At 27.3% G+C, this 23,463-nt stretch carries 21 protein-coding genes and 2 tRNA genes; 15 read left to right on the top strand and 8 right to left on the bottom strand.

What is annotated here, in order from left to right:
* Positions 1-8: 8 nt before the first annotated feature.
* Positions 9-2,447, bottom strand: coding sequence for a T9SS type A sorting domain-containing protein (locus tag I1A51_RS04775; protein ID WP_196891612.1), 2,439 nt, complete (start codon positions 2,445-2,447; stop codon positions 9-11).
* 174 nt (positions 2,448-2,621) lie between these two features.
* Between I1A51_RS04775 and I1A51_RS04770 the strand changes: the two genes are divergently transcribed.
* Positions 2,622-4,331, top strand: coding sequence for an aromatic amino acid hydroxylase (locus I1A51_RS04770; RefSeq protein ID WP_196891610.1), 1,710 nt, complete (start codon positions 2,622-2,624; stop codon positions 4,329-4,331).
* 271 nt (positions 4,332-4,602) lie between these two features.
* Positions 4,603-5,220, top strand: coding sequence for a DsbA family protein (locus tag I1A51_RS04765; RefSeq protein ID WP_196891608.1), 618 nt, complete (start codon positions 4,603-4,605; stop codon positions 5,218-5,220).
* A 39-nt stretch (positions 5,221-5,259) separates the two neighbouring features.
* Here I1A51_RS04765 and I1A51_RS04760 read toward each other — a convergent pair whose 3' ends face one another.
* The 3 genes from I1A51_RS04760 to I1A51_RS04750 all read right to left on the bottom strand — a co-directional run bounded on the left by I1A51_RS04760 (position 5,260) and on the right by I1A51_RS04750 (position 6,314).
* Positions 5,260-5,823: a hypothetical protein gene (locus tag I1A51_RS04760; protein ID WP_231373962.1), complete on the bottom strand. Its 564-nt coding sequence runs from the start codon at positions 5,821-5,823 to the stop codon at positions 5,260-5,262.
* A gap of 314 nt (positions 5,824-6,137) precedes the next feature.
* Positions 6,138-6,222: transfer RNA gene (locus I1A51_RS04755), tRNA-Ser, on the bottom strand.
* A gap of 7 nt (positions 6,223-6,229) precedes the next feature.
* A tRNA-Ser gene (locus tag I1A51_RS04750) sits at positions 6,230-6,314 on the bottom strand.
* A 258-nt stretch (positions 6,315-6,572) separates the two neighbouring features.
* Here I1A51_RS04750 and I1A51_RS04745 point away from each other — a divergent pair.
* From I1A51_RS04745 to I1A51_RS04720, 6 genes are all read left to right on the top strand, one after another.
* Positions 6,573-6,980, top strand: coding sequence for an ester cyclase (locus I1A51_RS04745; RefSeq protein WP_196891607.1), 408 nt, complete (start codon positions 6,573-6,575; stop codon positions 6,978-6,980).
* A 19-nt stretch (positions 6,981-6,999) separates the two neighbouring features.
* A complete protein-coding gene (locus I1A51_RS04740; RefSeq protein WP_196891605.1) occupies positions 7,000-8,352 on the top strand; it encodes a TrkH family potassium uptake protein in 1,353 nt (450 codons plus the stop codon).
* A 56-nt stretch (positions 8,353-8,408) separates the two neighbouring features.
* Positions 8,409-8,567, top strand: a complete 159-nt coding sequence (locus tag I1A51_RS04735; RefSeq protein ID WP_196891604.1) for a hypothetical protein — start codon at positions 8,409-8,411, stop codon at positions 8,565-8,567.
* Positions 8,533-9,231 (top strand): AraC family transcriptional regulator, encoded by a 699-nt coding sequence (locus I1A51_RS04730; protein ID WP_196891602.1) that lies wholly within the window; start codon positions 8,533-8,535, stop codon positions 9,229-9,231. The genes I1A51_RS04735 and I1A51_RS04730 overlap by 35 nt, the downstream gene beginning before the upstream one ends.
* A gap of 77 nt (positions 9,232-9,308) precedes the next feature.
* The gene (locus I1A51_RS04725; RefSeq protein WP_196891600.1) at positions 9,309-9,662 is read left to right on the top strand and encodes a cupin domain-containing protein; all 354 of its coding nucleotides are present in this window, start codon (positions 9,309-9,311) and stop codon (positions 9,660-9,662) included.
* A gap of 45 nt (positions 9,663-9,707) precedes the next feature.
* Positions 9,708-10,028, top strand: coding sequence for a cupin domain-containing protein (locus tag I1A51_RS04720; protein ID WP_196891598.1), 321 nt, complete (start codon positions 9,708-9,710; stop codon positions 10,026-10,028).
* Here the strand turns inward: I1A51_RS04720 and I1A51_RS04715 are convergent.
* The 3 genes from I1A51_RS04715 to I1A51_RS04705 form a co-directional block, all read right to left on the bottom strand.
* Positions 10,023-10,943, bottom strand: a complete 921-nt coding sequence (locus I1A51_RS04715; RefSeq protein ID WP_196891597.1) for an AraC family transcriptional regulator — start codon at positions 10,941-10,943, stop codon at positions 10,023-10,025. The two genes, I1A51_RS04720 and I1A51_RS04715, sit on opposite strands and share 6 nt — an antisense overlap.
* A 61-nt stretch (positions 10,944-11,004) precedes the next feature.
* Complete coding sequence (locus I1A51_RS04710) at positions 11,005-12,105, bottom strand: lipase family protein (RefSeq protein ID WP_196891595.1); 1,101 nt, start codon at positions 12,103-12,105, stop codon at positions 11,005-11,007.
* A gap of 71 nt (positions 12,106-12,176) precedes the next feature.
* Positions 12,177-13,250, bottom strand: coding sequence for a lipase family protein (locus tag I1A51_RS04705; RefSeq protein ID WP_196891593.1), 1,074 nt, complete (start codon positions 13,248-13,250; stop codon positions 12,177-12,179).
* A 133-nt stretch (positions 13,251-13,383) separates the two neighbouring features.
* On the opposite strand from I1A51_RS04705, the gene I1A51_RS04700 reads away from it, so the two are divergent.
* The 5 genes from I1A51_RS04700 to rplS all read left to right on the top strand — a co-directional run bounded on the left by I1A51_RS04700 (position 13,384) and on the right by rplS (position 20,858).
* Entirely contained in the window at positions 13,384-15,702 is a 2,319-nt protein-coding gene (locus I1A51_RS04700) for a T9SS type A sorting domain-containing protein (protein ID WP_196891592.1), read from the top strand.
* A gap of 193 nt (positions 15,703-15,895) precedes the next feature.
* Positions 15,896-16,672 carry a 3'-5' exonuclease gene (locus tag I1A51_RS04695; protein WP_196891590.1) on the top strand — a complete coding sequence of 259 codons (777 nt, stop codon included), beginning with the start codon at positions 15,896-15,898 and terminating at the stop codon, positions 16,670-16,672.
* Positions 16,673-16,686: 14 nt separating this feature from the next.
* On the top strand, positions 16,687-17,184 hold the full coding sequence (locus tag I1A51_RS04690) for an ABC transporter ATPase (RefSeq protein WP_196891589.1): 498 nt from the start codon (positions 16,687-16,689) through the stop codon (positions 17,182-17,184).
* Between the two features lie 239 nt (positions 17,185-17,423).
* Positions 17,424-20,342 carry a glycoside hydrolase family 3 N-terminal domain-containing protein gene (locus I1A51_RS04685; protein WP_196891587.1) on the top strand — a complete coding sequence of 973 codons (2,919 nt, stop codon included), beginning with the start codon at positions 17,424-17,426 and terminating at the stop codon, positions 20,340-20,342.
* A gap of 165 nt (positions 20,343-20,507) precedes the next feature.
* Positions 20,508-20,858, top strand: a complete 351-nt coding sequence (gene rplS / locus I1A51_RS04680) for a 50S ribosomal protein L19 (RefSeq protein ID WP_196891585.1) — start codon at positions 20,508-20,510, stop codon at positions 20,856-20,858.
* A gap of 65 nt (positions 20,859-20,923) precedes the next feature.
* On the opposite strand, the gene I1A51_RS04675 is transcribed toward rplS, so the two are convergent.
* Positions 20,924-21,631: a hypothetical protein gene (locus tag I1A51_RS04675; protein ID WP_196891584.1), complete on the bottom strand. Its 708-nt coding sequence runs from the start codon at positions 21,629-21,631 to the stop codon at positions 20,924-20,926.
* 156 nt (positions 21,632-21,787) lie between these two features.
* On the opposite strand from I1A51_RS04675, the gene I1A51_RS04670 reads away from it, so the two are divergent.
* Together I1A51_RS04670 and hemF are read left to right on the top strand one after the other, a co-directional pair.
* Positions 21,788-22,438, top strand: a complete 651-nt coding sequence (locus I1A51_RS04670) for a DUF4159 domain-containing protein (RefSeq protein WP_394369295.1) — start codon at positions 21,788-21,790, stop codon at positions 22,436-22,438.
* A 42-nt stretch (positions 22,439-22,480) separates the two neighbouring features.
* Positions 22,481-23,383 carry an oxygen-dependent coproporphyrinogen oxidase gene (hemF, locus tag I1A51_RS04665; RefSeq protein WP_196891581.1) on the top strand — a complete coding sequence of 301 codons (903 nt, stop codon included), beginning with the start codon at positions 22,481-22,483 and terminating at the stop codon, positions 23,381-23,383.
* The last annotated feature ends 80 nt before the right edge of the window (positions 23,384-23,463 follow it).

Genomic DNA, 23,463 nt, shown 5'->3' with positions numbered 1-23,463 from the left:
ATTGGAAATTACATTTTATGTAACTTAAAACTGTTTGTTCCTTTTTCTGTATAAATATTGATAAAGTATATTCCAGGATTTAAATTGTTAACCTGAAGTTTTTCTATATGATTTTTCTTTTGAATTACTATTTTTCCTAAAGAATTTACAACCTCAATATTTTTAATAGAAATAGCTGATTTAATATAAATCGTTTCTTTTGCTGGATTAGGATAAATTGAAATTAATTCCTTTTCAAATGTGGAAACAGATAAGTTTTCTTTTGTTGTAAAGCTTGTTTTAATTGTCCATTCACTTTTTGAAGAATCACTACAAATTGTTCTTAAATACACATCATAAGTTGTATTACTTGACAAATTTTCTAGTTCATAATCATCATCTTCTAAAACAATAAAATTAGTTCCTTCAGAAGTAATATCAAATCCAGTTTCTCCATAAAGAATTTCTGTATTTTCAATTTCTGAATCCCATTTCACTTTTGCAGTTGTAGTTTCAATATCTTCTATTTCTATATCTTCTGGTTTTTCACAAGTAACAATAACTTCTTCTAAAGTTGAAAAGTTTTCAACTATTGTCCAATCACTTTTATTCGAATCAGAACACACATTTTTTACATAAATATCATAAGAAGTATTTGCAATAAGGTTTTCAATTACTTTTTCATTTCCTGTTGCAGAAATTGTTGTTCCTTCTGAAGTAATATCAAATCCAGCTTCCCCATAAATGATTTCAACATTTGTTGTATTTTCCCAAGAAATTTTAGCAGTTGTTTGAGTGATTTCTTGAATTGAAATTGCTGTTGGAAGTTCGCAAGTAACAATAACTTCTTCTAAAGTTGAAAAGTTTTCAACTGTTGTCCAATCACTTTTATTAGAATCAGAACACACATTTTTTACATAAATATCATAAGAAGTATTTGCATTAAGGTTTTCAATTACTTTTTCATTTCCTGTTGCAGAAATTGTTGTTCCATCAGAAGTAATATCAAATCCAGCTTCCCCATAAATGATTTCAACATTTGTTGTATTTTCCCAAGAAACTTTTGCAGTTGTTTGAGTGATTTCTTGAACTGAAATTGCTGTTGGAAGTTCACAAACAACATCTGTTGTAATTTCTTCAATTAATAAATCATCTACAGAAAAATACCAAGGAGAATTGTCTGCTTCTACATGAATTCCTAAACGGAAATTCACATCGTTTGTAATTGTAAATTCACCTTCAATTTTTGTGTATTCAGAAGCATTTTCTTCATTTGAATAAATTGTTTCTGTCCAAGTTGTAGGATCGTCATTTTCACCTTTTTTAATAGAAATATCCCAAGATCCTGTTCCGTCCGTCGTATACCAAAAAGAAAAGCGATACGTTTTATTTTCCTCTAAATTTAAATAAGGAGTTAATAACCAATCATCTGATGTGTAACTTGTATACACATAATTTTCACCATTTCTAGCTGTTCTTCCGAATGATAAATCTTGACCAGCTGAATACCAACTTCCAATTTCTTCCATACATTCACCAACTTTTCCAGAACCTATTACAGGAATATCTTCAAACCCATTTGACCAAGGTAAATTTTCTGGATAAAGAATAGAACATAAAGTACGAATAGAAACATTATTTGAAAAATCACTTTCTTCCGAATCACTACAAATCGATTTTACATAAAAATCATAATCAGTAGAACCCGATAATCCTTCTATAATTTTTAAAGTTTCATTAGTAGTAATTTGTGTCCCAGTTCCTAAAGTAAATCCTGAAACTCCATATTCAACAACATAAGAAGTCGCTCCAGAATCATTCCAAGAAAGAGTTACAGAAGTATCTAAAATACTTGAAGTTTCGATTGTTGTTGGATAAAAACAACTTACATTTTCTATTAAAATATCATCCAAAAACCAACCTTGTCTATAACCAGAATAATCTGTTGTAGAACGAAAACGAATTTTTACATTATTTTCTTTAAAATCAACTAAAGAAAATGATTCTTTTTTCCACATTGTATTGTCAATTGGGTCTGAATCATATGTTCCCCATTCTTCATAAGAATCTTCATGGAAATAACCATTTTCAATAAAATCTGCATTTTCTCCTAAATAATGTGAAGCAATTAAAGTTTCATAATTTGCTCCTCCATCTGATGAAATTTCTACATAACATTTATCGTATGTTCCTTCTGTTTTCGCTATTTGCCAAAAACTCAAAACAGGTGTTTCTGTAGCAGATAAATCAATACTATTTGTAAGTTCTAAAATATATGTTGTATTTGCATCATCATGAATATTTTTAATAGATTTTGTACCATTTTTGTAAAATTCGGTGTTTTCAACCCAATCTTCATTTAAAGTGAAAATTGAACTTCCACTTTCAAAATTTTCTTCTAATATTTGAGCTTTACTACTAAAAGCTATAAGAATTAAAAATAAAAAAATAGGTAGTTTTTTGTTCATTATTATATTTATTAAGACTAATTAAAAATAAATTTCGACAAATGTATGTCAAAATTTGTGTTTGTGAAAATTATTTAGAATTATTTTAAATAAATATTTATGTTTGAATTTAAAATATTGATATTTAGATAATTACTTTTTATAAGTTAAATTTAAATAGCAAAAAATGAGTATATGTTTCAGATAAATCCAGAAATAAAAGAACGATTACCAAAGCATTTACATAAGTTTATTGTTCGTCTTCCTTATGAAATTTACACAGAACAAGATCATGCAAAATGGCGATATGTAATGTTGATGAATTTAAAATATGCAAAAGAATTTGCACATGATTTTTATTTAAAAAGTTTGCATAAAATTCATTTACCAACAGAAAAAATTCCAACAATTGAAGAATTAAATAAATTGGTTAAACCTTTTGGTTGGCATATTGTCGCTGTTAATGGTTTTATTACTCCAAAAGTTTTTATGGAGTTTCATGCAGAAAAATTCTTGGTTGTTGCTTCCAATATTCGAAGTTTAAAATATTTGCGTTATACACCTTATCCAGATTTAATTCATGATATTTTAGGTCACGTTCCTTGCATAGTTTCACCTGAATATGCAGAGGTTTTAAATTATTTTGGGAAAATTGGTAAAAGAGCAATCTCTTCTAAAAGTGATGTGAAAATTCATGAAGCTTTAAATGATTTGTCGATTTTGAAAGAACAAAAAAAGCCTGATTGGGAAAAAGTTGCAGAGAAGCAAAAAGAAATTGATGCTTTAGAAAATAAAATTCCTGAAATTTCAGAAATGGAGAAAATTCGCAAACTTCATTGGCATTCTGTGGAATATGGATTGATGGGAAATCTCGAAAAACCTATTATTTACGGAGCTGGTTTACTTTCTTCTATTCATGAAAGTACACTTTGTTTGACAGATTTAGTTCAAAAAAAAGAATATAGTTTGAATGCTTTTGATTCGGAATTAGATATTACAAACCATCAAAAAGAATTACGAGTTGTAAAAGATTTTGATACATTAAAAAATATTGTAGATAGTTATGTAAAGAAAATGAGCATTTCTGTTGGAGGAAAACATGGTATGGAAAAACTGATTGATTCGGAAGATATTGGAACGATTGAATTAGAAAATTCTTTACAAATTTCAGGAATTTTTAAAAATGCTTTTTATTCAGAAAATCAAATTACTTTTATTGAAATGAAGAAAAATATTGTATTGGCTAAAGATTCAAAAGCAATTAGAAAATGTACAAATTTGATTACACCTTTTGGGAAAATTGAATATTTTAAAACTGGAGAAAAATCGCTGTCTTTTCATGAAATAAAGAGAGAACTGTTGAAAAAAGGGGAAAAAATTCAAATAAATTATTTTTCAAAATGGGAGGTAAGTGGAAATATTTCAGACTTTTATTTTAAGGAGAATAAGGAAATACTTTTTCTAGAATTAGAAAATTGTACATTGGAAAACATAAACCATTTAATTCATGTAAAGAAAAATACTATTGTTTTTGGAGAGAAAATAATTTCTGCATATTCTGGAGTTGCAGACAAAGATTCTTTTGAAGATTTTGAAGAACCAACTTTTTATGAAATAAAATACAATCCAACTAAAAATGAAAAACAATTATATTCTTATTATAAAAACATTCGAGATTTTCGAAAAACAAATGAGATAGATTTTACACTTTTGCAAACTATTTTTGATTTTTCCACTAAAAACTTTCCTGAAGATTGGCTGATTTTATTTGAATTGTATGAATTAATTTATGGTTCAAAAACCGATTTAGAAAAAATAGTAAAAGATAAATTAGAAGAATTATCACAAAATGAGGATTTTCAAATTATGATAAATAAAGGAATAAAATATATTCATGAAAAATAAAAAATAGTGTTTCTTAAAAAGGTTTAAAAAAATGCTAAAATTTTACTTTTATTTTTTTCAAAATTAACTCAAAAAATTAAAATATAATTCTCTCAAAAATGTAATAAAATATGGAGAATTTGGATTTTAATATTGGAAAAAATGAATCATTTTTTAAGAAATAAAGTTTAAGTTTTAAATTGTAATGAATTAAAAATTAACTTTTTATAAGAATTAATTCTCTTTAAAACAAGTTAAATTGCGAATACATATTTCGTAAAACTTATAGAGAATGAAGTTAATTTATATATTAGATCCTCAATGCGGATGGTGCTTTGGAAATTCTGAAAATTTGGAAGCTTTGTATAAAAAAACTGCCAAAGAATTTAAATGGGAATTCATCAGTGGAGGAATGTGGATAGGAGAAGATGCCCCAAGAGGAGGAGAAAATTTGTCGTCATTTATTGAAACAAATGTTCCTTTAGTTGAATCGATAACAGGTGTAAAGTTTGGAAAAGAATTTTACGAGTTATGTAAAGACACTTCTTACATATTTAGTAGTGAAAAGCCAAGTATTGCGATGGAAATTATTAAAAAACTATATCCAGAATATACTGCATTTTTTATTAAAAAAGTTCAAGAAGCTCAGTTTGTTCACGGTAAAAAACTATCGGAGATAAAAGTGTATAAAGAAATTTTAAAAGAAATGCACTTAGAAACTTCAAAATTTGAACAAATGTGGAATGATGCTTCAATTTCTGCAAAAGTTTATGAAGAATTTAATTACGCAAGAAGTTTAGTTTCAGGTTTTCCTTCTTTATTACTAGAAGATGAAAAAGAGATTCACAAATTGTGTGAAGGAGTATTTAATCCTGAAATGATGTACAACGAAATCAAAGCAATGATATAAAAAAAAGGCTTAAATATTTAAGCCTTTTTCAATGTTTTATTAGTTAAACCAAATTGTAAAAAATTTGATTTTTGCATGATCTGGAATTTGATTTTCTGAAACTTCTTTTTCTCTGAAAGAAGTAACACCGATTTCTTTTTTATCCAAAGCAATAGTTGCATTTAACTCATCAATGAATAAAGTAACATTAAATAAAGTCGTTTCAATCTTATTGATTTGATAATTTGCTTTGATGTCTTTAAAAGAAGAATTTAAAGATAAACCTTTCTTTGTTTTATATTTTGGACTATTTATTTCTACATATTTAATTTTAGAAACAGAATCGTTTGAAACCTGAGGAACTATTGTTAACAGATGTTTTCCGTCTTTTTCATAAATCAAATATTCATCTTCATCTGAATTTAAAAATGAATTATTCGTAATACTTTTATTTGTATTAACATTCTCAACAATAGAGTCTTTAGCGAAAATTGTTTTGATATCTTCTGCCTTATTTTGAGCTGTGAAATTTCCTACTTTTCCTTTCTCAATAATGAATGTATTATTCTTAGTACAACTAATTATAGATACACTTAAAAATAAGATTAAAATAAACTTTCTCAAGGTTTTTTAGTTTTATAAGTTACTTAAATAAATTCTAAACGTGTTATCTTAGAAAATATTGAATCCGAATTCAATTAATTTGTTTGCTAAAATAGTACTATTTAGATGTAAATAAAAAATAATATCTCAAGAAAATTTTAGTTTTTTTATCAACATGATTAGAATTAAGATTCCAAACTTTTATAAAAACAAGAAAACCTATCTTTAATTAAAAAGATAGGTTTAAATTGAATTATGAAAACTAATAAAATGTGGAAAATATTGTAAATAATATCACATAAAAAAAGCTCGTAAAAAATACGAGCTCTTTTTTGCGGAAGAAGAGGGATTCGAACCCCCGGACCTGTTACAGTCAATGGTTTTCAAGACCACCGCATTCGACCACTCTGCCATTCTTCCATGGTCGCGGAGAAAGAGGGATTCGAACCCCCGGACCTGTTACAGTCAATGGTTTTCAAGACCACCGCATTCGACCACTCTGCCATTTCTCCGAGTCGCTATCATTTCCTGATTGCGGTTGCAAATATAGAAACATTTTTTTATTCCACAAGCTTTTTTTATAAAAAAAATGTAACCATTTGAACGCTAAAATAATATAGTTTTAAATAATTTTTCACTTCTTAAAAATGAAAAGAAATTTGTCTTTTTTAGCTAAAATTTCGCTGTAAAAAAGTTTACAAAAGGTTAATTTCTTTTAAATCTTTTTTTTTCTGATTAATTTTAAATGACTAACAAAAAAATAGGAAAGTATGCTAAGCAAAAAGAACAAGAAAATAGTAGACGATTTTATCGAATGTATTGTAGATTCGGAAAAACATCATAAACTAACGGAACTTCTTTATCCTGATTGTGTTAGTCATGGTACTTGTCTTGGTGTAGATGATGTAAATACTGTGATTGAAATGCGAAGTTATATTGAAAAAATTCATAATGCTTTTTCTGATTTTAAAATAGAAATAAAAGATGTTTTCGGTGATAATGATCGTGTTTGTTTACGTTTTGAAGGAGAAGGAATTCATGATGGAAATCCGCTTTTTGGTGTTCCTGCTTTCAATGAAAAAGTAATTTACGATTCCTTTAATATTTTTAAAATTGAAGATGGAAAAATTCGTGAACATTGGGGAACTTCCAATTTATACCAACGAATGACCAGTTAATTTTTTAAAAAAAAGATATATGAAATCAACATTTTTAGCCAAATTAATCAGAAAATATAGAAGATTACGTGTCAAAAAAACTCCTCAAGTAAATTTAGTTTGGGGATTTTTTCTGTATACGTTAATTGGCTTTTTGTTGCTTTCTATTCCTTTGTTTCATAAAACAGATATTTCTGTTATTGATAACTTATTTACATCGACTTCTGCTGTTTCTACAACAGGATTGACAACACTTAGCATTATTGATTCTTATACTTTAGTCGGACAGATTTTAATTTTAATTATGATTCAAATTGGAGGAATTGGTTATATGACTTTAACCACTTATGTGCTTCTTTTGACTTCCAATAAAATTACGAATTGGCATGCAAAAATTATGAATGCGGAATTTACAACACCTAGAACAATGAAAATTAAAGATTTTCTAAAAAGTGCTTTTTATTTTACTGTTTCTATGGAAATTATTGGAACAATTGCGCTTTATCTCTGTTTTAAAGACGAAGGAATGAGTGGGATTCAAGCTGCTTGGTATAGTATTTTTCATAGTATTTCTGCTTTTTGTACCGCTGGATTTAGTTTACTTAACAATAGTTTTATTGAATTTCAAAATGATATTTATTTCAATGGTGTAATTTCTTTTCTTTCAATTGCTGGTTCTCTAGGTTTTATTGTAGTTACAGATCTTTGGTATCTGATTTCTAGGAAAGCAAAAAAACTTACATACACAACAAAACTGATTGTTCTTGGTTTTATTGGTTTATTATTTTTCGGAACTGTAATGATATATTTTAGTGAACCAAGCATGCAAAACGGAAACGAAGATGGATTGTTAATTGCATTTTTTCAAGCAATGTCTGCAATGACAACAGTTGGATTTAATACAGTTTCTATTAGTCAACTTTCAATGCCGATTTTATTATTATTAACCATGTTAATGTATATTGGAGCTTCACCTTCTGGAACCGCTGGTGGATTAAAAATTACAACGCTTTTTGCAATGATTGCAATTTTAAAAAGTCGACTTTTTGGACAAGAAACGATTACTTTTTTGCGAAGAAAAATTCCATTTGAAAGACTTTATGTCGCAACTTCTACTTTTATACTTTACACAAGTTTAATTTTCTTATTTACGTTTTTATTGACTTACACAGAGAAATTTAATTTACAAGATTTACTTTTTGAAACAGCTTCTGCTTTAGGAACTGTCGGATTAAGTACAGGAATAACTTCTAGTCTTTCAACCCTTGGAAAATTATTATTAATTCTTTTAATGTTTATTGGACGTGTTGGAGTTTTGACTTTTGGTTTTGCACTTTTAAAACGAAAAGAAGAAGAGGAAAAAAGACACAAAAAAGAAGATTTGGCTGTTTAGTTAAATTTCATTTCATGAAAAAGTTTTTCTTTAATTTTGCCTTATAAATTAAAGAAATGAATTCTGTTGATTTTCATATAGATAAAGAGATTTCTGGAGTAGAATTGATGAAAGCTTCGATTACTTCACAAAAAACCATGGCGCATGTTCATGAAGAATTTGCAATTGGTGTGATGGAAAATGGGAATTCAAGGATATTCACCAAAAAAAGCTAAAGATGCATTTATGATTTCAGGAGATATTCCTGTTGTAAATCCGTTTACATTACATAAAAGTGAAAATTTGGATATAAAAGGATTTCAATATCGAATGTTTTATATTGATTCTGAACTTTTTTTAAAAGTTTCTCAAGAAGTTTTTGGAAAAGAAATACTTCCGCAATTTCAGGAATTTGCAATACGAGATGTTTATTTAGAAAAAAACTTAATTCAATTACATAAAATTCTATTTCAAGATTCTTATACATTACTTCAAAAACAAAATTACCTGTATGAAATTCTTACGTATATGGTGAAAAATCATACAATCATTGGAAAAGAAAATCAGTTAAAACTCAATCATTCTAAAAATATCGTTTCTAAAGTTGAAGATTTTTTAAGAGTACATTATCATCAAAAAATTGAATTGCAAGATTTGGTTGAAATTGCCAATTTAAGTCCATATCATTTAAATCGAATTTTTGCAAAAGAAAAAGGAATTCCCCCACATCAATTTTTAATAAATTTAAGATTAAATAAAGCAAGAAAATTATTGAAAACTTCTAAAAATGTGACAGAAATCGGATTGGAAGTTGGTTTTTTTGATCAAAGTCATTTTACTCGAAATTTTAAAAATTTTATTGGAATTACACCAAAAAAATACCAATTAGCAATTCGATAAAACAGCAAGAATATACAATTTTTTAGAAGTGATATTTTGCAATTTTGCATTCATAATATTTAAAAAATTAAAAGAATATGGCTGATTTAAAGAAATTTTTACCAGAAATAATTACAAGACATCCAAAAGCAAAAATTCCATTAAATGGATTAGATTCTCGTTTAATTCAAGCAGGAAATCAACAATTTATTTTTATGGAATTTGATGAAGATGTGGAAGTTCCACCACATTCCCATAATGCGCAATGGGGAATTATTTTAGAAGGAGAAATGGAAATTACAATAGCTGGAAAAGTACATAATTTTAAAAAAGGAGATCATTATTTTATCGAAAAAGATGTGATTCATTCTGCAAAAATTAAAGCAGGCTATAAAGATTTAACTTTTTTTGATCAAAAAGATAGATATGAAGAAGAATTAGTAGAAAAATAAATAAAAAATCCCTTGGAAAAGGGATTTTTTAAATTTATGCAAACGATGTTTTTGAACAAGGAAATTTTAAGAAGTTTTACTAAAATTAAAGCAACTTCAGACTTAGATATTTATGTAATTTCAACTTTAAACCAACAATTTACTTTGATGTATTTTTATGAAAAATATATCGAAAAACCACACAAACACAGTGCACAATGGGGAATTGTTTTAGAAGGAAAAATGAAAATAACAATAAATACTAAAATACATTTATTAGAAAAAGGAGATTTTTATTTTGTTCCGAAAAATGTAATTCATTTTGCTGAAATTGAAAAAAACTGTATCACTTTTACCATATTTGATGAACCAAATCGTTTTTTATAAAATTGGAATATAAAAATCAACAATACATTTCTTTTCAGGATGTTCTTCAAAATTGTTATGATAAATTTCAAATGGATTTTTAGTAGCTTTTTTATAATTATTTTCCTGCATCCAAATAAAAAGACTTGTCCAAGCTTTTTCAAAATCTTGTGGCTGAATTTCAAAACTTCCAATGATACATTTTTGTATTTCTAAAGTTGTAAAATCCACTGAATTTTGTTCAGAAATTTCTTGCTGTAAAATCATACACGCACTCATTCGAACTTTTTCAGGTTTTGTAATTTTAAAACTATCATGATACATTGTGAGCATTTTACTTTTTTCAGAATAAAGATTATTTTCTTTTGCCCAATGAATTAATTGCTGATAAGCTTTTTGAATATTTTCTTCTCCAATAATTGTTCTATAAGCAAGATGCATCTTATCTACATTTTTTATTTCTATTTTTGCATTCATATCAAACCATTTTTTTAAGTTTTTAATGATACAAATGTATTCTTCTGTAGAAGGATAGACTTTACCATTCTTGCTATTTTGTTGTTTTATTTTATGAAAAGTATGTTGATTTTCTTTTCTAAATTGTGTTGGATTGCTATTGTAGAACTTCTTAAATGTTCTGGTGAAGGTTGTGTTATTTTCAAAACCAACTTCTAAAAAAATGTTTGCGATAGATTTTTCTTTTTGATGAATTAAAAGTGAAGCAGCTTTTTCAATTCGTTTTCTTGTGATAAATTGATTTAAAGTTTCATTCGTTATGAATTTAAAAATTCGATGAAAATGAAAAGGAGAAAAATGTGCAATTTCTGCAAGTTTTTCCAAAGTTAAATTTTCCTCTAAATGTGTATCAATATATTTGAAAACTCGATTGATTTTCTTTACATAATTTTGAAAAGAAGCTTCTTTTAATGAATTCATTTTTTTGTAAAATATAAGAATTAATCATTATAATTTTAATGAATATTTCTAAATAAAAAAATCAATAATCACAATGATTACCTAGAGGAGCATCGTATTCTTGCGGAACACAATTTGCGCCAATACTATATAAATAATGATTTCGATTGTGATTGTATTCTACATATTTTAAATAATCAATAAAATTGTTTAAAACCATATCGGAAAAAATTTCAGCAATAGGAACTTTATTTTCCATTAAAGTACTTGGAAGCGGCACATATTTTTCATTTCCTGTTGGAATTCCATCAGCCAAATTTGTTCCGATTGTTAATAATTCATTTTCTAAATGAGTAGAAATAGGATAGCTAATTTCATATACTTTCGTAAAATCCCAAACGTATTTTGTGTGTATTTGATCATCTTCAATAGAATAAAAGTTTTTTGTAAAAGGTAAATTCAGAAAATAATTTACAAAATTAGAAGTGTAGAAAGTTGGTGCGCCAAAAAGCCAGATTTCTATAGAAATATTTTGGTTTTCTGAAGAAAATAATTCGTAAAGCGTAGCAGACATATAAGTCAAAAATGTTGTTCCTAAACTATGTCCACAAAAATAAAATTTTGCATCTGGATTTTCTTGATAAACTTCTTGAATATAATTAATGATTGTCTTGTTTTTATCTTTTAAATGCAAAGCATATTGAAATAAATCATAAGAACCTTTTGAGATTTTTAATTCTGGGTTTTTAGTAGAAAAAGCAACTTGTTGATCGAGTTTTAAAACTTGTTGAAGCTCAATAATATTAGTTAAATCTGTACCAGAAAAAGTTAAAGTGTAAATATCTGAATCGTTTTTATTTTGTGTGATATATGCAGAAATTCCATGCAATCTATTTGTAGCAAACCATTTCAGATTCCATTCATTGTTTGTTTCTAAATCAGTTCTTTTTAAATAATTTATAACTGAAGTTTTTTCATTGAATTTATGTTGATTTACAAAATCTCCAATTGCAGCAAAAGTCATCATTAATTTGATGTCAATATTTGGTGAATTATCTTCTGAACCAAGAAGATTTTCATTTGAATTTTTAGGAATTAAAGTATCATAATCGGAAGTTGAATCTTCACAACTTATAAAAGAAAAACTCAAAAATAAAACAGTAGCGTATATAATAGATTTCATCATAAAAATTTTGAAATTCTATTAAAATTACAAACAATTCGAATTTTAGAAATGTAATATTTTCCTAAAAATTATTTGATTTCACAGTGATTTCCTTCAGGAGCTTTATAATCTTTCGGAACACAATTTGCGCCCAAACTATATAAGTAATGATTTCGATTGTGATTGTAAGCAGCATATTTTAAAAACTCAATCCTAGTTTTTAATTCCTTTTCTTTTATACTTTCATGAATTGGAAATGTATTTTTAATTTTAATCGCAGGAAAAGAAATATATTTATCATCACCTTTTGGTAGTTTTTCTGCAAATTTTTCACCAAAATTAGTAATTTCTTTTTTTAATTTAGAAGTCATTGGATATGGAATTTTAGCTAAATTTTCCATATTCCAAAAGTAATTTTTATGAACTTGATCATTGGTAATTGCATAAAAATGTTTGTCGAAATTTGTTTTTAAAAATCCATTTACAAATGCACGATTATAAAAACTCGGATTTGCAAAAACCCATAGATGCATATTAATTTTCATATGATTTTTTCGGCATCTTTCTTTGATAAAATAGCTATAATAAATCGCCAAAGTTGAACCCAAACTATGTCCACAAAAATAAAAATTTGCATTTGGATTTTCTTTTCTTTCATGGTCAATTACTTCAAAAATGGTTTTTCCTTGATAGCGCAATTTGAATAAAACTTCATATAAATTTTTGGAACCTTTAGAGATTTTCTCTTCTGGTTTTTCTTCAAAAAGAGGAACTAAATCTTTTAAATCTAAAATTTTAGAAACTTCAAAAATATTGAACAAATCAGTTCCTGAAAAAGCGATGATATATTTAGAACTATCTGATTTATTTTTTGCAATATACGTGGAAATACTATTTTCATAATTTCTAGCAAACCAAATCAATTCCCATTGTGCATTTGTTTCTAAATCTTTTCTGTTTAAATAACCTTCAATTGTATTTTTTTCATCATGTTCATGTTCATTCATTTCATCTGCAATTGCGGCAAAAGTCATCATCAATTTTGCATCAATTTTAATTTTTGAATTAGCAGGTTTTAAATTGATTTGTTTTACATTTTTTTCCTTTGTATCACACTGTGAAAATAGGAGAATAATTAAAGAAAAAAGTACAATTTGTTTCATAAAAAGATAAGATTTTGAGAATTTATCTTAAAGATACAATTTTTAAAAATTAACATGAAAATACATAAGTTTAATTGGTTAAATATTTGTATTTAAGTAATTTAGATGTGATTTTAATGAAAATGACAATGATATGAGACGAACTTTACTTTTTCTTTTTTTAATTTTTGGTTTGACAACAGTGAATTCGCAGAACTGTTCTGATCCAAACTATACTTTTACTTCACAAGCGCAATTAGATGCTTTTACGGAAGATTGTACGACAATTACTGGAAGATTGGTTTTAGATGGAAGTAATATTACAGATTTATCCATTTTATCTAAAATTACTACAGTTGGAGAATACATTGAATTATATGATAATGATTTGATAACAAATACAAATGGATTGGAAAATTTGACATCTGTTAATGGTGTTTTGATTGATGATAACGATATGTTGACTTCATTATCTGGTTTTTCAGGATTAACTGCTATTGGAGGGAAACTTCAAATTAATGATAATGCAAATTTGCAAAATGTTTCAGGTTTTGATAATGTTCAATCCGTTAGTGGAGATATAGATGTTTTTAATAATCCAAATTTAATTTCCTTCGAAGCTTTTTCAAATGTTACTACTATTGGAGAAGATTTATATATTGAAGATAATATAGCAATTCCTTCACTGGCTGGATTTGAAAATATCACAACAATTACTGGAGATTTATTAATTCAAGATAATACACTTTTGACAAGTTGTACTGCAATTTGTGAACTTTTAGATGGAAATGGAATTGGAGGGAATATTTTTATATCTGGAAATGCAACAGGTTGTGAAAGTCAAGGAGCAATCGAAACAGAATGTGATAATTGTCCAGGTTTTCCTATTGATAATGGAAATTATCGTTTTACTTCACAAGCAGAATTGGATGCTTTTACCACAAACTGTACAAAAATCACTGGAAATTTAATTATTGGTGCTTCTAATTTGGAAGAAAGTGATATTACAGATTTATCCATTTTAACTAAAATTACAGAGATTGAAGGCGGTGTTGAAATTTTTAATAATGACTTATTGATAACCACATCAGGTTTGGAGAATGTTACTACAATTTCACAAGGAATTTATATCGATGATAATGAATTATTAACTTCTTTAACTGGTTTTTCTGGTTTAAATTCAATTGATGATAAATTATTGATTTCAGATAATGCAAGTTTGGAAAATATTACAGGATTTGAAAATATCACTTCTATTGCAGATAAATTAGAAATTTTAGATAATGCAAGTTTAATTTCTTTAGATGCTCTTTCTTCTGTTACAACAGTAGGAGATGATGTAAAAATTAATGGGAATATTATTTTAGAAACTTTAGAAGGACTTTCATCGATTACATCAATTGGAGGAAATCTAGAAGTTCAAAATAATTTCTTTCTAGAAACTTGTACAGCTTTTTGTGCTTTGTTTGAAAATAATGGTGTTTCAGGTGCAATTTTAATTTCTAATAATGAAGAAGATTGTGATTCTAAAGAAGCAATTGAGGAAAAATGTGCAGAATGTCCAGGTTTTCCAAATAACGATGGAAATTATTTGTTTACATCACAAGCAGAATTAGATAATTTTACAACAAATTGCTCGAAAATCACAGGATATTTAAAAATTCAAGAAAGTGATATTTCTGATTTATCAATTTTATCTAAAATTATTTCTGTAGGAGATTATTTAGAATTAGATAGCAACCATTCTTTAACAGGAACTTCTGGTTTGGAAAATATCATTTATGTTGGAACAAATGTTATTATTGATAATAATAATACTTTAACTTCTCTTACTGGTTTTTCTGGTTTAAATTCTGTGGAAGGTGATTTATATTTTGGAGGAAATGACGCTTTAGAATCTATTTTAGGATTTGAAAATCTAACAGAAATCAACGGAAACTTACGATTTTTTACCAATTCAAATTTGACGGATGTAACTGCTTTATCAAATATTACTTCTATTGGAGGACATCTTTCTATTCAAGAAAATATGAATTTAGAAACTTTAGAAGGATTAAATAATATCACTACAGTTACAGGAGATTTATTTATGCAAGATAATGCCGTTTTAGCAACTTGTACAGCTTTGTGTGATTTATTAGAAAATGATGGTGTTGGAGGAGTGATAACTATTTCAAATAATGATGATGGATGTGAAAGTAAGCAAGATATTTTGGATAATTGTAGTTTAGATATTACAGAAAATTCTTTGGAAAATTTTACTTATTATCCAAATCCAGTTCGTGATGTCTTAACGGTTCCAAACGGAATTAAAGAAATAGAATTGTATAATTATACAGGACAATTTTTAGAGAAATTTAAAGTAAAAAATAATCAAGTTTCTTTAGTCGAATATGATAACGGATTTTATATCATAAAGTTAATCAATGATAAAAATCAAAAAGTTTCAAAAACACTTTTAATTTCTAAATAAAGAGAATTTAATTAGAAATAGAATCAAAATATTTTAGAAAGCTAGTTCTTAATTGGGCTAGCTTTTTAAGTTTAAAAAAATTAAGTTCTAAAGTTTCTGAAGTTTATGGAATATTCATAGTTTCCATCATATTTTTGATTAAATTTAGTCTAAATTATTGTACTTTTACATTTGAAAAACTAGAAAAATATTTATGGAACTTAAATTACATAGACCAATCATATTTTTTGATTTAGAAACTACAGGAATCAATATTGCAAAAGATAGAATTGTTGAAATTTCTATTTTAAAAATTTATCCAAACGGAAATAAAGAAAGCAAAACTTGGTTGGTAAATCCAGAAGTAAAAATCCCGAAAGAATCTACAGAGATTCACGGAATCACAAACGAAAAAGTTGCAAATGAACCAACTTTTAAAGAATTAGCGCCACAAGTAAACACAATGATTAAAGATTGTGATTTGGCTGGATTTAATTCAAATCGATTTGATATTCCACTTTTGGCAGAAGAAATGTTACGTGCAGATGTTGATTTTGATATGAAAAATCGTGTTGCTGTAGATGTGCAAGTAATTTACCATAAAAAAGAACAAAGAACTTTAAGTGCAGCTTACGAATTCTATTGTGATAAAACATTAGAAAATGCACATTCTGCTGAAGCAGACACTTTAGCAACGTATGAAATTTTAAAAGCTCAAATTGAAAAATACGAAGATTTAGAAAATGACGTTAAGTTCTTAAATAAATTTTCTACGCATAGTGAAAGAGCAGATTTTGCTGGATTTATCGTTTTTGATAAAGAAGGTGAAGAAATTTTCACTTTTGGAAAATATAAAGGACAGAAAGTAGAGGAAGTTTTACAAAAAGATCAAGGATATTATTCTTGGATTCAAAAGTCGGATTTCCCTCTTTATACAAAGAAAATATTGACAGCGATTAAATTAAGAGCTTTAAATAATAAATTAAGTTAAAAAGAAGAAAGAATATGTTTGTAGATTTTAATGAAATGCCAGATTCTTCAAGAGTTTGGATTTATCAAGCAAATAGAGAATTCACAGAAGCTGAGATTTCTGAAATTGAAACAAAATTAGAAGAATTTGTTACAAAATGGGTTCGTCATGGAGATGATTTAAAAGGAAGTTATACGATAAAATATAATCAATTTATTGTTTTAGCTGTAGATGAATCTTTTAATAATGTTTCAGGTTGTTCTATCGATTCGTCTGTGAATGCAATGAAGCAAATTGAGCAAGCTTTCCAAGTAGATTTAATGAATAAAATGAATATTACTTTTAAAGTTGGAGAAAATATCAATTTACTTTCTTTAGCAGATTTTCAAAATTATGCAAAAGAAGGAAAAATTACTTCTGAAACAATAGTTTTCAACAACATGGTACAAACAAAAAAAGCATTTGAAACAGAATGGGAAATCGAAGCGTCAAAGAGTTGGCACCAACGATTTATTCCATCAAAAGTATCTTAATTCGTTTCTTATTCTTTTTTCTTAGAATAAATTTATTTGAAAAAAATGGAAGAGACAAGGTGTGATTATACCTTGTCTTTTCTGTATTTAATAAGTATATTAGACAAAAAATACGAAACCTGTCAGATCGTTTTTTATGAAAAATTTTAAACTTTTTAATCAAAAAAATAAATAAATTTCTGATTAGAAACCGAAACACTAAATTTATTTAAGTTTTAATAATATATACCCAAATACTTATGAAAAAAATACTGTCATTATTGTTGTTTATGTTGTTTGTTACAAATATGATTTCACAACAGAATAATCCTTTAATCACTAAAGATTGGGAAAAACAACAGAAATGGGTGGATAGTGTTTTGCAAAAATTAACTATTGAAGAGAAAATTGGTCAACTTTTTATGATTCCTGCCTATTCAACAGGAGATGTAAAAGAAGAAAAAAAATTAAAAGAGACAATAAAAAAATATAAAATTGGTGGGTTGATTTTCATGAAAGGAGAGCCAATTCGTCAAGTAAAACTTACAAATGAATATCAGAAAATTGCAAATATTCCTTTATTAATTGGTTTTGATGGAGAATGGGGATTAAATATGCGTTTAAATAATACGTATAAATTTCCTTGGAATATGACTTTAGGAGCAATTCAAGATACAACGCTGATTCGTCAATTTGGAGAACAAGTAGGAAAACATTGTAATCGTGTTGGAATTACAATGAATTTTGCGCCTGTTGTAGATATAAATACAAATCCTAATAATCCAATTATTGGAAATCGATCTTTTGGTGAAAATAAATTTAATGTTGCAGAAAAAGCAATTGCTTTTACAGAAGGAATGCAAAAAGAACATGTTTTGGCATGTGCGAAACATTTCCCAGGTCATGGAGATACTTCTACAGATTCTCATAAGACATTGCCAAGTGTTTTATTTGATGAAAATAGAATAGAAAATGTAGAATTATATCCATATTATCAACTTTTTAATCATAATGTTGCAAGCGTAATGGTGGCACATTTAAGTGTTCCAAGTATGCAATTAAATGCAAATATTCCAACTTCTTTAAGTAAAGATGTTGTGACGGATTATTTAAAAAATAAAATGGGATTTGAAGGTTTGATTATCACAGATGCATTAAACATGAAAGGAGCAGCAGATTTTTCTGAAAAAGGAAGATTGGATTATGATGCTTTTTTGGCAGGAAATGATATTTTGTTATTTCCTCAAGATATTCCAAATACGATAAAAACATTTAAAAAAGCATTAGAAAAAGGAACACTTACAGAAGAACGTTTAGATTATTCTGTTAGAAAAATATTAGAAGCGAAATATTGGGCAGGATTAGAACATTTTAAACCAATTAAGGAAACAAATATTATAGAAGATTTACATACGAAAGAAAATAAGGTTTTGCACAGGAAATTGATTGAAAATGCAATGACTGTCATTAAAAATGAAGAAAATCTAATTCCGATTCGTAATTTAGAACAACAAAAGATTGCTTATGTAAAACTTGGAGATGCTGAAAATAAAACTTTTGTAGAAACACTTCAAAAATATGCAAAAGTAGATGTGATTAGAGGGAAAACAGTTGATGTTGTTCTAGAAAAATTAAAAGCATATGATGTTGTGATTTTAGGTTTTCATAAGTCAAATGCACATCCTTGGAAAAGCTATAAATTAACAAATCCAGAAATCGTTTGGATTCAAGAAATTTCAAGAAAAAAGAAAGTTATTCTAGATGTTTTTACAAGTCCTTATAGTTTATTGGATTTAAAAATGTTTGCAAATATTGAAAGTATTTTAGTGTCTTATCAAAATAGTAAAATGGCACAAAGTGTTTCTGCACAAATTATTTTTGGAGCATTACAAGCAAAAGGAAAATTACCAGTTTCTATTTTATCTGATTTTCCTGCTGGAACAGGAATTAAAACAAAAAGATTAGAAAGATTAGGTTATGCTTCTCCTGAAACTGTTGGAATGAATTCAATATATTTATCTAAAATTGATTCCATTGCTAGTATTGTTTTAGATGAAAAAATGGCTCCAGCTATGCAAGTCTTAGTTGCAAAAGACGGAAATGTAGTGTATGAAAAAAGTTTTGGTTTTCAAACGGCAAAAAAGAAACAAAAGATTAAAAATACAGATGTTTTTGATGTCGCTTCTCTAACTAAAATTCTAGCTACTTTGCCAATTGTCATGCGAATGGAAGAAGAAGGAAAGTTTTCTTTAGATAGTGAATTAGGAACATTTATGCCTTTTTTAAAAGATTCTAATAAAGATACTTTAACAGTAAAAGAAGTTTTGTCGCATTATGGAAGGTTGAAAGCTTGGATTCCTTTTTATGTGAAAACATTAAATTCTAAAACTAAAAAGCCAGACTCTAAATATTATAGAATTTATAGCAAAGGAAAATATAATGTAAAAGTTGCACCGAATTTATATTTAAGAAATGATTATAAAGACACAATTTATTCAAGGGTAATTGATGCAGATCAACGAAAGAAAGTTGGTTATAAATACAGTGATTTACCATATTTCTTATTTAAAAAATACATTGAAGAACAATATCGAAAAGATTTAAATTATTTGACAAAAAAATACTTTTATAAACCATTAGGAGCTTATAGAACAACTTATAATCCGATTCAAGCTGGAATGAAAAAAGATGAAATTGTTCCAACAGAAATAGACGATTATTATCGAAATACTCTAGTACATGGTTATGTACATGATATGGGAGCTGCAATGCAAGGCGGAATTGGTGGACATGCTGGGATTTTTGCGAATGCAAATGATATTGCGAAAATAATGCAAATGTATCTTCAAGAAGGATATTATGGAGGAAAACAATACATTTCACCAGAAACATTTCACAAATTTAACCATCGATATTTCGAAAAAAATGGTGTAAGAAAAGGAGTTGGATTTGATAAACCACAATTAGATTCTACAATTTCAGTTACTTGTGGTTGTGTTTCAGAATCGAGTTTTGGACATAGTGGATTTACAGGAACTTATGTTTGGGCAGATCCACAGACACAATTAATTTATGTGTTTCTTTCGAACAGAATTTATCCTAATGCTAAAAATCGAGGTTTAGTAAAAGAGAATATTCGTACTAAAATTCAACAAATAATTGTAGATGCAATTCAGTAATGCTTTGAAAATGAGTTCTTACATTAAAAAATCATTAAATAAAAATATTTAACAGATAGGTGTGTGAATTTATATAGTTTTTTTATAAATTTGCCAACTCAAAATTAACCTCTGACGAAAACCGTGTATGTTGATTTTTATTAAACCATATATAAAAGATATAAAATGGAATCTTTAGTAAAGTTTGTACAAGACGAATTTGTTACAAAAAACGAATTACCAGAGTTTGCAGCAGGTGATACAATCACTGTTTATTACAAAATTGTAGAGGGATCTAAGACTCGTACTCAGTTCTTTAGAGGAGTAGTAATCCAAAGAAGAGGAACAGGATTAACTGAGACTTTTACTATTCGTAAAATGTCAGGAACTGTTGGAGTAGAGCGTATCTTCCCAGTAAACTTACCAGCTATCGAGAAAATCGAAGTTAACAAAAGAGGTAAAGTACGTAGAGCTCGTATCTTCTACTTTAGAAACCTTACAGGTAAGAAAGCAAGAATTAAAGAAAGAAGAAGATAATTTTATTTTTCTTTTGATAAAAAAATCCTGTTCCAATTTTGAACAGGATTTTTTTGTTATACATATTAGGTTGTTTGTTCTTGCCAAGGCCACCAAGGAAACCAATCATCCCAAGGAATCCAATCCCACCAATGTTTTTTCTTCTTTTTAGCAGGATCTAAAGGGATTGCTGGTGTTGTTTGTGGCGGCTCAAGTGGATTCCAAGGAATTACTATTGGCGGTTCTAAATTATTTGGATTTGTAACAGAAATTAAATTTGCATTGTTAAATCGAAAATAATCTTTTACTTGTCGAACGTTATCGTAAAAGCAAGTATATGGCAAAATACCATTTCCATCTGTAATAGGAAGGATATATACATTACATTTTACCAAATCAAGTTGAAAGCCAAACTCATCATAATGACTTAAAAAAAGTTCTTGAATTTCAGCGTTTTCATCATGCTCTATTTGAAAAGCATTATAAATTTTACCAGAACCAGTATTTACATCATAATTTTCATTACCGAAGATGATTAAATAGTGAATAATATTAAAATCACTATAACCAACAGGATTAAAACGAAATTGAACTTTTAAAGTCATATTTTCAGGACCAAATCCATCATAATAGACAATATTTTCAAGTTCAATTTGTGTAGGAGCACTAGTAGAGTTGGAATTTCGAAATGGATTTTCCGAAAGGTTTTGATTTGCTTCAACTTTTAAAATTGTTTCTTTTGAACAACTAGAAAAAGTTAAAAAACCAATCAATGCAATGATAAAACATTTCATAACCAACTATTTAAATTAAATTAATTTTTTTATAGCAAAAATTATACTTGATTAAAATTTTGAAAGTGAATTTGCTGTTAAAATAGAAGAAGATATGATTCTGAAAAGGTTTAAAAAATATCTTATTTTTACGAAATAAAACACGAAACTATGAATATTAAAATCATCACTTTTTTGCTGTTTCTAAGTAGCTTTTTAAATTGGAATACTTCTGAAGCACAACAAGTTGCAATTTTAAAATATGAAGGAGGAGGAGATTGGTATGCAAATCCAACAGCAATTCCGAATTTGATTCAATTTTCAAATAGAAATATTTCTACAAAAATAGATAAAAATCCAGCGACAGTTTCAGCAGATAATGTGGAGATTTTTAATTATCCAATTGTGTTTATGACAGGGCATGGAAATGTGATTTTCTCTGAAAATGCATTAGAAAACATGCGAAATTACTTGAAATCTGGAGGGTTTTTACATATTTCAGATAATTATGGAATGGACAAATATATTCGAAGAGAAATGAAAAGATTATTTCCAGATGCAGAATTTAAGGAAATTCCATATAATCATCCAATTTACCACCAAACATTTGATTTCTCAAAAGGAGTTCCTAAAATTCATGAACATGATAAAAAAAGACCACAAGGATTTGGACTTTTTATCGATGGAAGATTGGTTTGTTTTTATGATTATGAATCGGATTTAAGTGATGGTTGGGAAGATAAAGAAATTCATAATGATGACGATGAAACTAGATTGAAAGCTTTAAAAATGGGTGCAAACATTTTAGAATATGTTTTTACTAATTAATCAAATTGTATCTTTGTTTCTGAAAATTAAAAAACGAAAGGTTTGAAAGAAAAATTTCTTGAATATATACATAATTTACAAGATCAAATTTGTGAAAAAATTGAATCTTTAGATGGAGTTGCTACTTTTCAGCAAGATCTTTGGGATCGTCCTGAAGGAGGAGGAGGAAGAACTCGTGTAATTGAAAATGGAAACGTTTTTGAAAAAGGAGGTGTGAATATTTCTTATGTTCATGGAGAATTACCAGAAGTTTTACGTAAGAATTTTGGTGTTGCACAAGCAAAATTTTTCGCATGTGGGCTTTCTTTAGTTATTCATCCTAAAAATCCGATGGTTCCTACTGTACATGCAAATTGGCGTTATTTTGAAATGTATGATGAGAATGGAAATGTAAAAGATTGTTGGTTTGGAGGAGGTCAAGATTTAACTCCATATTACGTTTTCGAAGAAGATGCAAAACATTTTCATGAAGTTTGTAAAACTGCTTGTGACAAACATCATAAAGATTTTTATCCAAAATATAAAAAAGCTTGTGATGATTATTTTTGGAATACACACAGAAATGAAGCAAGAGGAATTGGTGGACTTTTCTTTGATTATTTAAAAGAAACTGAAGAGTTTTCATTACAAGATAGATTTGATTTTGTAACTGAAATTGGGAATTCTTTCTTAGAATGTTATGCTCCAATTGTAGAAAAAAGAAAGAATTTTGAGTATACAAAAGAGCAAAGAGATTGGCAAGAAATCAGAAGAGGACGTTATGTAGAATTTAATTTAGTTCACGATAGAGGAACACTTTTCGGATTAAAAACAAATGGACGAATTGAAAGTATTTTGATGAGTTTACCGCCGAAAGTACAATGGAGATATGATTATCATCCAGAAACAGGTTCTAAAGAAGCAGAATTAGAAGAAATATTGAAAAATCCAAAATCTTGGGTTTAAAAAAATAGAAATCGTGAATTATTGTTCACGATTTTTTTTTGGATTAAATTTAAGTATCAAAAGATGAATAATTTTAAATT

Source organism: Aureivirga marina, from assembly GCF_015767265.1.
In the GTDB taxonomy this organism is placed as follows: domain Bacteria; phylum Bacteroidota; class Bacteroidia; order Flavobacteriales; family Flavobacteriaceae; genus Aureivirga; species Aureivirga marina.
This window is presented reverse-complemented; position numbering and strand designations above follow the sequence as displayed.